Origin of the sequence: Mycobacterium sp. SMC-4 (assembly GCF_050205565.1) — a bacterium.
Lineage (GTDB): Bacteria > Actinomycetota > Actinomycetes > Mycobacteriales > Mycobacteriaceae > Mycobacterium.
The window spans coordinates 355,105-366,600 of record NZ_JBNMQU010000001.1 but is presented as its reverse complement, the minus strand read 5'-3'; the positions used below and the strand labels follow the sequence as shown (position 1 = coordinate 366,600).

Here is an 11,496-nt window from a genome sequence, read left to right as displayed (position 1 = left end):
CCTCCGTCAGCCCGTCAGCACCTCGCAGAACTGCGGTGTCACCTCGACCGGCGGTGCCTGCCTACTGATCTGCTCGGTTTCCTTGAGGTGCAGCAGTGCTGCCTTGGCCTGCCAGCGGGGCCGCGCCATCTGGTCGTTGAGCGTCGGAACCGGTTCGGGCGACTCGCCTTTGGCGTACTGTGCGGCGTTCGAACCGATCCGACGGTAAGTCTCCAACGTCATGAGTGGACACTGCGGAAACAGCTCCAGACTTGAAAGCCGGGGAAGATCACGCTGGTGGATCATGGTTGTGCCACGCGACAACAACCCGACACCGATTCCCGATCCCGACAATCTGGCGGCGGTGTGGGCCACCACCGCCAGATCGGAACTGTGCCGAACCCGGATGCAGCGCGCGGCGACCTCCTGCTCCTCGATGCCGGCCAGGATCTGCCGGATCACCTCGGCGTGCGGCACACCGACAATGGTCTGGCTGAAAAACGCTGCGAAGGCGGGGGATACAGCCACCACCACCTCGTCCGGCCGGGTACCGCGTTCGGCGGTGCCCCTCTCGGTCAACGACAGTGATCGCGGCATGGGGGTTTGAGTCGACGTCGACATACTCAGTCCACCTCGACTTCCGGATTCGATGCGCTGGTGACGTGCCGCAGCCGCTTCATCTCTTCCCACCTCGTCCCTTCGGGCCGATACCCTGAGCCAGGTCCGGCGTAGTCGTTGCGGTCGTTGATCGCCGACAACGGCAGTAGCTCGCGGGTGAGAATCGCCGATGTCTGGAGCATGTCGCCCGAAACACGTTGTCGCAGCACGGCCAGAATGTTCTCGGCGATGTCGGAGAACCCGGTGGACTCCAACGCCTTCACCACGTCCAGGCCAGTGAGATTGCGGTCCATCACCAGCTGGGCGCTCTTGAGGTCCTCGAGTACGTTGCGCGGGATCAGGTCGTTGCTGCCGTGGGCGTACACGGCGGCGTCGATCTCCTCGTCGGTGATCGGCGCGAGATCGAAGTGGGCGAACACCGCTTGCAGCGCCTTGGCCGCGTGCAACCGCACCGCCAGGATGTCGGACTCCTTGACGTGGCGCAGCCCGCCGTCGACCTGGAAATCCCGCTGCAGCGTGTTGAAGTCGTCGAAATCCTCCGCATCGACATTGGATCCGGCGAACATATTGTCGTAGTTCGGCACCGCTGAGTATCCCGAGCACACGAAGTCGGTTCCCGGCATCAGCTGCGGCATCAACCGCGCGGTACGCCGCATCGGCGAGTGCGAGAACGACTGATCGTTGCCCGACGCGCACTCGAGGTCGACCGCCGAGGCGATGAGGTTCTCCGCGGCGACTGCGCGGATGCCCGCGGGCACCGCCCCCGGCACCCCGATGCATGAGATCGAGCCGTTCTGCAGACCCTGCGCGCCGGCACCCTTGGCGACCAGGATGCAGCGGATCTCCAGGTACAGCATCGACCGGCCCTCGGCATTGCCCATCTGTACTTCCGAGCCGGTACCCGAGGTGAACCGCATCTTGATTCCGCGCGAGGCGTACGCAGCGGCCAGGAACGCCTTGGACCAGGGCGTGTCGTCGCCGTCGACGAACACCGGCTCGGTGCCGTAGACCGAGATGGTTTCGGCATAGCCGGTGATGCCACGCATGCCCAGGTCCAGTTCGGTCGCCTCCTCGAGCGCGCACTGAGTCAACGGCCCGCCCGCACCCGACTGGCTGCCGATCAGCAACGCGATGGCGACCAGCGGCGCGTACCGCACCACACCCAGCGTCGTTTCGACCTCGGCGAAACCACGGATTGCGGCTTCGGCCGCTTCGCACACCACCTGTAACGGGTTGTCCCGCGCGCTGGTGCAGTGCGCCTGATTCGCCGGCGTTCGCCGGGCCCGCATCTTCTGAATGCCCATCATGATCTCGACGATGTTGAGCGTCTTTGCCACCTCGAGGAGCTTGGCGGGCGTCAGCCCACCGGTGACGGCGATGACTTCCTCGCGAGCCACGCTCGGGTCCACCATCATCCGCGCAATGTCCCGGGCCGGGATGGCCATCGATTGCTCGGTGGTGGCGACGTCGATCGCCTTGTCCGCGATGAACTGGTCGATGAAGTCGAAGTCGGCGCGCTCGCGTCCGTCCATTTCGACGATCACCCCGTCGACGACCCGCACACTGGGCGCGGGGTCGAAGGCGCTGTCCATCGCGACCATCCCGGCTTCGGGCCATTCCTCGACGAAGCCGTCGAGGTTGACCGGTCGCTCCTCGAGCGCCTTGGTACGGGCAGATTGCCGGACGCCGGTGTCGACGGCCGAGCGATGCGCTGTTGTCGTCACGAACCTCTCCTAGTTGCTCGACGCCAGAACGTCCCGGCGCTCGTACACTTCCGCGGCCTCACGGACCAGCTCGGCAAGGTGCGTCGCGCCGTAGTCGTTCTCCAGTTCGGCGGCGATCGCGTCCAATTCCGCCCTCGTCGAGGCGTTGGGCCGAAGCGCGTTGTAGATTTCCAACACGCGCTGGTCACCGATCACCGTCATCTCCGCCGCACGGCGCAGGTTCGCCCCCAACTGGACCCGGCCGACCCTCTCGGCCAGTTGCGCCTGAAGGCGAAGCGTGTCGGCGGTGATGCGGAGGTCGCCGGCCTGCACGTCGCCGGCCATGACCGCGTCGATGGTGATCTCGGTGATCGGCTTGCCACTCGGCGTGAACAGCAGGTCGGGGCGATTGACACTGAGCGGATAGTCCACAGCCGGATCGAGAATGGGTTCTGTCATACATCACTCCAACGCGTGCGACCGGATATTTCCCTAGCCGAACCGGCATGCGGCCGGCAGCGGGTCAATTGTGCCCCGCGTCACGTTGCACACGCGTTGCACCGCAGGTCACGCAGCCGGCCGCACCTCGGGTCCCGGCCGTTCGGACAGTTGACGAAGGGGACGGACGCCCGATCGTCCCAAGCCTGCCATCGCCCGGCTAACCTGTGCGCACCATGGGAGATTCCGTTGCACACCTCGGCTCGGCCTGGGGCGCAGCAACTCTCGATGCCACCCTGCGCGGCCGGGTCGCCGGCTTCGGTGAGTACTTCGCTCTGGCCGAGCCGGCCGGTGCGGGTTGGCGTCCGGTGTCGCCGCTACTGACGGACGTCGCGGCGGTGCGCGAGCAGGTGGCGGGCACCCGCCGTGCCATCGCAGACGCGCGCCGCATGGAGCCTGACCGGATCCTCCTCAAGTCCGCCGCCTCGGCCTGGCACCTCGCAATCGCCGCCCGGCTGATCTCGCCCGTGATCGGCGCCGCCGCCCACTGCTCCGCAGTTCCGGTGCTGACCCCGCCGCGTCTGTACTGGCGACCAGGTGCCGGACACGGGTTGAAACTGGCGGCGGCTCGGTTGACCTGGGTCGACGCTCACACTCCACGGCGCGCCGCGGAGCTCATCGTCGGCTCACTGCTCGACACGGTCTTTGCACCGCTACACCAGACGCTGCGTGCCGCGGCCGCCTTGTCGCCCGGCGTGATGTGGGGAAATCTCGCGTCGGCCGCCCACGGGGCGGTCACCGTGATGGCGGGGACACGGCCCGTCTATCGCGCTTCGTGTCAAGCCCTGATCGGCACCCTGCTCGAGATGGGTCCGCTGCACGACAGTGCCACCGTGGCCGGCGGGCGATTCCGGCGGCGCAACTGCTGCCTGTTCTACCGCGTTCCCGGCTCAGGCCTGTGCGGAGATTGCGTGCTGTCGCACCCACCGACCGACTGACGTGCAACGGTCGTGCAACCCGGGCGCGCTTAGCATCCGACCTCGATAGCAGGGATGCGCCGGACAGGAGCCGACATGAGCACACCTGACATGTCGTACCCACACGCCGATCACGCTGTGATCCGCAGTACGGTCGTCATGGACGACGAAATTCTTCGGCACGGACTCGTGCACGTTGTATCGCAGGTCGATGGCATCACATGCGTCGGCGATGCGGGCTGCGACACCGGATTCGCAGCGCGGATCACCGCACTGCGACCGGATGTGGTCCTGCTCGGAGCCAGCCAATTCCCTTGTGTCCGTGCTGCGGTCAACGACATCAGACCGGCACCGAAGTTGATTGTGGTCATCGATCCGGGTCGGCGGTCGGCTGACCTCGTCGACTTGGTCCGCGCCGGTGCCGACGCGATCATCGACCGTCGAGCACCCTCGGCGGAGGTGCGCCGCGCCCTTCGGCGCGTCGTCGCGGGACAGTTGGTGCTCGACGAATCCAGCGCGCATGCGCTCATGGTGCATATCCGGGCGAGTATGCATCCTGACGAGTCCGCCCACGTTCGGGTCCTGACGATGCGGGAACGTGAGGTGCTGACCCTGTTGGCCGACGGACTCGACAATCGCGGTATCGCCGCGAAATTGTTCATCGCCGAAACGACGGTCAAGTTCCACTTGCGCAACATCATGGACAAGTACGGCGTGCACCGCCGAGCAGCGCTGGTGTCAGCCGCGCTGCGCGACGGGACCGTTCGACCGTCGGGGTCCTAGAGAGCTGCCACGCCCGCCTGGGCGACCGTCACGTCCTCTTCGACGCTGCCGGCGCTGACGCCGATGGCGCCGACGACCTCACCGTCTTGCTCCAATAGCATCCCACCGCCGAAAAGGACCAGGCCGCCCGACAATTGCTCGAGACCGTAGAGTTCGCCGCCCGGTTGCGCGACCTCCATCAGTGCGGCGGTCGGCAGGTTCATCATGATCGAAGTCCTGGCCTTGCGGATCGAGATGTCGATGCTGGCCTTGATGGCCCCGTCCATCCGGGCGAAAGACACCAGATGACCACCATCGTCGACGACGGCGATGTTCATCGGTTGTCCAATCTGGACGGCCTTGGCAACGGCCCCCTCGATGACCCTAGTCGCGGTTTCCAGTGTCATCTTACTCATCAAGGCTCCCTAATACGTTCCAACACAATCGGATACGAGCATCGATGATGTCGCAGCCGTGTCTGGAATGGTAGCGCGGTCTGCGCGGCGCGAGCCGAAGCCCGGACGTTGATCCCGTCCAGAATCCGACACAACACTGTCCGTTCGGTCAGCATGTGACGGGCATGCCGTCGAAAACCGGTCTGCGACAAGCTGTTCCGTCATGCTCTCGGCGCACGTTCGATTAGACGATCTGGCGACGGTGGTCGCAGAAAGGTGGCGCGGTGTCCAGCGTCGGCATCATGGTCTCGGAATTCCTGGGGACGGCGGTCCTTGTCTTGATCGGAAATGGCACCGTCGCCGCCACCATGCTGAAAGGCTCACTCGCCAAGGGCTCTGGCGGTGACTGGTTGATCATCGTCATCGGTTGGGGATTCGGGGTGTTCGCGGGAGCCAGCGTGGCCGACGGCTCCGGTGGGCACATCAACCCCGTGGTCACAAGCGCTCTGGCGATCACCGGGGCAGTTTCGTGGTCGGCGGTGCCGCTGTACTTCGCCGGTCAGCTGGCCGGCGGGATCGTCGGCGCGACATTGTGCTGGTGCGCGTTCAAGCTGCAGTTCGACCACAACGACAACAACGACAGCACCCGCGCTGTGTTCTGCACCGTCCCGGGACTACGTAACCTGCGCTGGAACCTGGTGACCGAGGCAATTGCGACGTTCGTGCTGGTGCTGTGGATCCTGATGAATCCCAGCACAAATGGTTCGCTCGGTTACGCGGCAGTGGCGTTCGTCGTGATCGCGATCGGCTTCGGGCTCGGTGGTCCGACCGGGTATGCGATCAACCCGGCACGCGACCTCGGACCACGGATCGCGTATGCACTTCTGCCGATCCCGGGCAAGGGAACCACGGACTGGGGATACGCGTGGGTGCCGATCGTCGGGCCGGTAATAGGTTCGACGCTGGCCGCCGTCGTGGCAGCGGGGCTGAGTTGATTGCCCCAGCAGCCAGGAGGCGCTGAGCAGCCTGAGATCGACGGTCGCGTCGACCGCAACGCTGCCGGAGGCCCGAAGTCGGCCGCATAGACGTCTTCGGCAGGGGCCCTGGGCGGGACGTCCCATCTCACGATGCCTCGGCCACCGTTGGTCAACCGCTATGATGTGGCACCAATTTGCAGTTCCGCGGTGCCGGGCCCGGAAAAGGCTATCGTGGTGAAACGCGTGCGCCCGCGAGGGGGCTACGCACAAGGAGCGTGACGGCGGTGGCAACGACGAGCTGGAGGGGTCGGGAATCGGCCCGGGCGCTTCGCTCTGTGCGCGAGCGCTTCCTCGCCGGCCAGGTCGACGCCGGCGACCTCGGGACAAGCGCCGTGCGTCCGATCATCGCCGAAAGCTGGCTGCGCAGCCGTGCCACCGGGGTAGATCCGAACATCGTCGGCGCCCGCGCCTCGACGGTCACCCTGACGGCGGAAGAGCTTCGGATCAGGCACCCGCTTGCCAACGCTCTGCCGGTGATCCGCAAGTTGCTGGTTGACGACGCCAGCGACACCGGTGTGGTGGTCGCCGTGACAGCCGCCGACGGGACGCTGCTGTGGGTCGAGGGCGATCCCGATGTGCGCCGTCGCGCCGAGTCGATGAACTTCGTGCCCGGGGCGGACTGGAGTGAACGCAGCATCGGCACGAACGCGCCCGGCACGGCGCTCGCGCTCGACCGCGAGCTGCAGATCCACGGACCGGAGCACTTCTCGGGGATCGCTCAGCAGTGGTCGTGCACCGCGGCGCCGGTGCACGATCCCGCGACCGGCGTGCTCATCGGTGCCATCGACATCACCGGCGGGCCGCAGGTCGGCTCACCGCAGGCATTGGCGCTCGTCCGCGCGACCGTCGTCGCCGTCGAGAACCACCTGGCGCTGCTGAACCTGCGGCCGGCGCCCGTTCGAACCGCGGGGGTGCCGCGGCTGATCGCCCTCGGCGCCGACCGGCCCAGTTGGCAGGTCGTCGACGACGACAGGCGGGTGCGGACCACCACCCTGACGTGCAGGCATGCCGAGATCCTGACGTTGCTGACCCGCCACCCGGAGGGCCTGAGCACAGACCACCTCGCGGTACTGCTCGACGAAAAGGACCTCGACGTCGTGACCGTCCGCGCGGAGGTGTCCAGGCTGCGCAGGGTCATCGGCGCGGAGTTCATCGGCTCCCGGCCGTACCGGCTGCTCCGACCGATCGCCACTGACTTCGGGACTGTCCTCGACGCGGTGTCGGCGGGTGATGTGGCCACCGCGGTGGAGCAGTACAGCGGCCCGCTTCTGAGCCAATCGTTGTCTCCGTCCATCGCACGGCTACGGACCGAGTTGAGCACGAGCCTGCGCAGTGCCGTGTTGGCGGCCGGCGACCTTCGATTGCTTCGCAGCTGGTTGGAGCTGCCCGATGGCCGTGACGACCGCACGGGCTGGCGACTGCTCTACGAAAAGTCCGCCGTCGGTTCGGCCAACTGGGCGCGGGCCCGTGGCCACCTCGCCGGACTCGACTCCGAGTTGGGGTAATCCTCTGCGCGGCCGCGATCGTGCAACTGTGATGCAACCCTGCCCCACCTAGCCTTCATGGCGACCGACACACGTCGTCTCGAGGCGGGAGCAAGTTATGACTGTGTACGCGCGTCCAGGATCTGCGGATGCTCTGATGTCGTTTGAGTCGCGGTATGGCAATTTCATCGGTGGCGAGTGGGTGGCGCCGGTGTCGGGTGAGTATTTCGAGAACCCGACGCCGGTGACGGGTCAGCCTTTCTGTGAGGTGCCGCGATCGACCGAAGCCGATATCGACAAGGCGCTCGACGCAGCGCATGGCGCAGCGCCGGGATGGGGTAAGACCGCGGCGGCGGAGCGGGCCAACATCTTGAACAAGATCGCCGACCGGCTCGAGGCCAACCTCGAATCGATCGCGGTGGCCGAGTCCTGGGACAACGGCAAGCCGATCCGGGAGACGCTCAATGCCGATATTCCGTTGGCAATCGACCACTTCCGGTATTTCGCAGGGGCGATCCGGGCGCAGGAGGGGTCGCTGAGTCAGATCGACGCCGACACCGTCGCGTATCACTTCCATGAACCTCTGGGGGTGGTGGGTCAGATCATTCCGTGGAATTTTCCGATCCTGATGGCGACCTGGAAGCTGGCGCCGGCCTTGGCGGCCGGTAATGCCGTGGTGCTCAAACCGGCCGAGCAGACCCCGGCTTCGATCCTGTATCTGATGAGCTTGATCGGTGACCTGTTGCCCGCCGGCGTGCTCAACGTGGTCAACGGGTTCGGTGTGGAGGCTGGTAAGCCGTTGGCGTCGAGCAACCGCATCGCCAAGATTGCGTTCACCGGTGAGACCACCACCGGCCGGTTGATCATGCAGTACGCCTCGCAGAACCTGATTCCGGTCACGCTGGAGTTGGGTGGCAAGAGCCCGAACATCTTCTTCTCCGATGTACTGGCCGCCAACGACGACTTCTGCGACAAGGCGCTAGAAGGATTCACCATGTTCGCGCTCAACCAGGGCGAGGTGTGCACGTGCCCGTCGCGATCGCTGATCCAGGCCGACATCTACGACGAGTTTCTCGAGCTCGCCGCAATCCGCACGAAGGCCGTCCGCCAGGGCGATCCGCTCGACACCGAGACGATGATCGGCTCGCAGGCGTCCAACGACCAGTTGGACAAAGTGTTGTCCTACATCGAGGTCGGCAAGGACGAAGGTGCCCGTCTGGTCACCGGTGGGGAACGCGCCGAACTCGGCGGCGACCTTTCGGGCGGCTTCTACGTGCAGCCGACGATCTTCGAGGGGCACAACAAGATGCGGATCTTCCAGGAAGAGATCTTCGGCCCGGTCGTCGCCGTCACCTCGTTCAAGGATTACGACGACGCGATCAGCATCGCCAATGACACCCTTTACGGGTTGGGTGCCGGGGTTTGGTCGCGCAACGGCAATGTCGCTTACCGCGCGGGTCGCGACATCACGGCGGGCCGGGTGTGGACGAACTGCTACCACGCCTACCCCGCGCACGCCGCCTTCGGCGGTTACAAGCAGTCCGGCATCGGCCGCGAGAACCACAAGATGATGCTCGACCACTACCAGCAGACCAAGAACCTGCTGGTGTCCTACAGCGACAAGGCCCAAGGGTTCTTCTGATGACCACCACCCCGCAGGCGAGTGGACACGAGATCGGCCCGGTTGGCATGTCTGCTCACCGACAGAGAAGCGCGGCGCAAGCGCACCGCGACAGCATCTCCGACCCCGAGGGGTTCTGGCTGGAGGCGGCCGCGGCCATCGATTGGTACACCGAGCCGACCGTCGCGCTGGACAACTCCGATCCGCACGCGTGGCGGTGGTTTCCCGACGGGACGCTGAACACCTGCCACAACGCGCTCGACCGCCATGTCTTGGCCGGACACGGCGACCGCGTCGCGTTGGTCTTCGACTCGGCGATGACAGGGGCTCGACGCCGGTTCAGCTACCGCGAACTACGCGACAGTGTGGCGGTGCACGCCGGCATGCTCACCGACCTCGGCGTGACGGCGGGCGACCGCGTCGTCATCTACCTGCCGATGATCCCCGAGGCCGTCGTCGCGATGCTGGCGTGTGCCCGCATCGGTGCGATCCACTCGGTGGTGTTCGGCGGGTTCGCCGCGGCCGAACTCGCCGCCCGGATGGATGACGCGCAGCCGAAGGTGCTGCTGACGGCGTCTGGCGGTCTGGAACCCGGACGCTGCGTCGAGTACCTGCCCACGGTGGCCAAGGCGCTGGAGCTCAGCACGTCGCCGCCGGACACTGTCGTGGTCAAGAACCGGCCCGAAGTCCCCGGCGACGCCCGGCATCAACCGGGATGGCTGGACTGGGACACGATGGTCGCCGACGCGGCGCCGGCCGATCCCGTCCCGGTCTCCGCCACCCACCCGCTCTACATCCTGTACACGTCCGGCACCACCGGTAAACCCAAGGGCGTGGTGCGTGACCACGGCGGCCATGCGGTGGCGATGGCCTGGTCGATGGCCAACATCTACGACGTCGGTGCGGGCGACGTCATGTGGACCGCGTCCGACGTCGGCTGGGTGGTGGGCCACTCCTACATCGTCTACGCGCCGCTGATCGTCGGCGCGACGACAGTCCTGTACGAGGGCAAACCCGTCGGCACCCCCGACGCCGGGGCGTTCTGGCGGGTCGTCGATGACCACGATGTCAACGTTCTGTTCACGTCGCCGACCGCGCTGCGTGCCATCCGCAAGGAGGATCCGGAGGCCGGCGAACTCGCCCAGTACCGCTTGACCTCGCTACGTACGTTGTTCGTAGCCGGTGAGCGACTCGACCCCGAGACTTACCACTGGGCCTCCGACAAACTCGACCGGCCCGTCGTCGACCACTGGTGGCAGACCGAGACCGGCTGGGCCATCTGCGCCAATCCGCGTGGGCTGGAACCATTGCCGATCAAAGCCGGCTCGGCCTCCGTGCCGGTTCCCGGCTACGACGTTCGGGTGCTCGACGCCCACGGAGCTGAACTCGGCCCCAACGCGGAGGGCAACATCGCGATCCGGTTGCCGTTGCCGCCGGGTTCGCTGCAGGGGCTGTGGAATGCGCCCGAGCGGTTCAGGTCGTCTTACCTCGATGCGTTTCCGGGCTTCTACACCACCGGCGACACCGGGTACTTCGACGACGACGGATACCTGTTCGTGTTGGGCCGCAGCGACGACGTGATCAACGTTGCGGGACACCGGTTGACCACCGGGTCGATGGAAGCTGTCGTCGGCACGCATCCCGCGGTTGCCGAGTGCGCCGTCATCGGGATCCCCGACGAAGTCAAGGGCCAACGCCCGGTGGCCTTCGTCGTGCTCAAGGCGGGCGCAACCGTCGACGCGGCGACGCTGCAAAGTGACCTTGTCGCTCTGGTCCGCAACGAGATCGGGCCTGTCGCCGCGCTGCGCGAGGTCTATGCCGTGTCGGCACTGCCCAAGACGCGGTCCGGGAAGATTCTGCGCCGCACCATCCGCGAGATCGCCTCCGGTGTGGACTACAAGGTTCCGCCGACCATTGAAGACGCCGCTGTGCTCTCCGCGATCCCGACGCTGACCGCCCACTTGTAGTGCGCCATGTCAGGATGAGCGTATGACCCTGAAGCGGGGCGAACGGTGTCGGAGCCGATGTTCGGCACGGTTCACGTTTGCGGACGTCAGCGGATTGTCCGCGGCCGCAAACCTTTCCAGCAAGGGGACAACTGGTGCTGGCGTGATATATGAGGCGTAGTGGTCAACCGTGGATCTCACCGTTTCCAGGCGCCGTAGATGCTGTCCTTTGACGCCGATCCAAGTGCGGGGTGACGAGCAAGTCCGCTGTTAAACTACACGAACGGCCATCACTCCCGGGGGTAGCAAGCAGGTGTCAGATCCGCTCGCCGTGAATCCAGAGGGACTGCTCTCGTCGTCAGCGACGCTCCATGAACATGCGAGTCAGCTAGTCGCCGCCACTGACATGCCTGCGCTTATAGGCGGGAAGGCGTCGTGCCTCGGCGCTGCCGCAGTCTCCGCCGCTATTGCAGCCTTCAGTCAAGCGTATGCCGCTCGTCTGGCTGATCGGGGGCTGGACGCTGAGAGTGCAGCGA

10 protein-coding genes are annotated in these 11,496 nt (G+C 66.0%); 6 read left to right on the top strand and 4 right to left on the bottom strand.

Features of this window, described 5'->3' with window-relative positions; translation table 11 throughout:
* Window positions 1–6: 6 nt before the first annotated feature.
* The 3 genes from ACQI46_RS01790 to ACQI46_RS01780 are packed head-to-tail and all read right to left on the bottom strand — an operon-like array spanning window position 7 to window position 2,759.
* Entirely contained in the window at window positions 7–600 is a 594-nt protein-coding gene (locus ACQI46_RS01790; protein ID WP_427092221.1) for a propanediol/glycerol family dehydratase medium subunit, read from the bottom strand.
* Window positions 601–602: 2 nt separating this feature from the next.
* Window positions 603–2,321 carry a propanediol/glycerol family dehydratase large subunit gene (locus ACQI46_RS01785; RefSeq protein WP_427092220.1) on the bottom strand — a complete coding sequence of 573 codons (1,719 nt, stop codon included), beginning with the start codon at window positions 2,319–2,321 and terminating at the stop codon, window positions 603–605.
* Between the two features lie 9 nt (window positions 2,322–2,330).
* Window positions 2,331–2,759, bottom strand: a complete 429-nt coding sequence (locus ACQI46_RS01780) for a diol dehydratase small subunit (protein ID WP_427092219.1) — start codon at window positions 2,757–2,759, stop codon at window positions 2,331–2,333.
* A gap of 215 nt (window positions 2,760–2,974) precedes the next feature.
* Here ACQI46_RS01780 and ACQI46_RS01775 point away from each other — a divergent pair, with 215 nt between their 5' ends.
* A complete protein-coding gene (locus ACQI46_RS01775) occupies window positions 2,975–3,736 on the top strand; it encodes a (2Fe-2S)-binding protein (protein WP_427092218.1) in 762 nt (253 codons plus the stop codon).
* Window positions 3,737–3,811: 75 nt separating this feature from the next.
* Window positions 3,812–4,498, top strand: coding sequence for a LuxR C-terminal-related transcriptional regulator (locus ACQI46_RS01770; protein WP_427092217.1), 687 nt, complete (start codon window positions 3,812–3,814; stop codon window positions 4,496–4,498).
* Here the strand turns inward: ACQI46_RS01770 and ACQI46_RS01765 are convergent.
* The gene (locus ACQI46_RS01765; RefSeq protein WP_427092216.1) at window positions 4,495–4,884 is read right to left on the bottom strand and encodes a GlcG/HbpS family heme-binding protein; all 390 of its coding nucleotides are present in this window, start codon (window positions 4,882–4,884) and stop codon (window positions 4,495–4,497) included. The genes ACQI46_RS01770 and ACQI46_RS01765 overlap by 4 nt on opposite strands.
* Window positions 4,885–5,156: 272 nt before the next feature.
* Here ACQI46_RS01765 and ACQI46_RS01760 point away from each other — a divergent pair, with 272 nt between their 5' ends.
* From ACQI46_RS01760 to ACQI46_RS01745, 4 genes are all read left to right on the top strand, one after another.
* Window positions 5,157–5,867 (top strand): MIP/aquaporin family protein, encoded by a 711-nt coding sequence (locus tag ACQI46_RS01760; protein WP_427092215.1) that lies wholly within the window; start codon window positions 5,157–5,159, stop codon window positions 5,865–5,867.
* Window positions 5,868–6,124: 257 nt separating this feature from the next.
* The gene (locus ACQI46_RS01755; protein WP_427092214.1) at window positions 6,125–7,414 is read left to right on the top strand and encodes a transcriptional regulator; all 1,290 of its coding nucleotides are present in this window, start codon (window positions 6,125–6,127) and stop codon (window positions 7,412–7,414) included.
* 97 nt (window positions 7,415–7,511) lie between these two features.
* Window positions 7,512–9,035, top strand: coding sequence for an aldehyde dehydrogenase (adh, locus tag ACQI46_RS01750; RefSeq protein ID WP_427092213.1), 1,524 nt, complete (start codon window positions 7,512–7,514; stop codon window positions 9,033–9,035).
* Window positions 9,036–9,082: 47 nt separating this feature from the next.
* Window positions 9,083–10,981, top strand: a complete 1,899-nt coding sequence (locus tag ACQI46_RS01745; RefSeq protein WP_427092773.1) for a propionyl-CoA synthetase — start codon at window positions 9,083–9,085, stop codon at window positions 10,979–10,981.
* Window positions 10,982–11,496 lie beyond the last annotated feature (515 nt).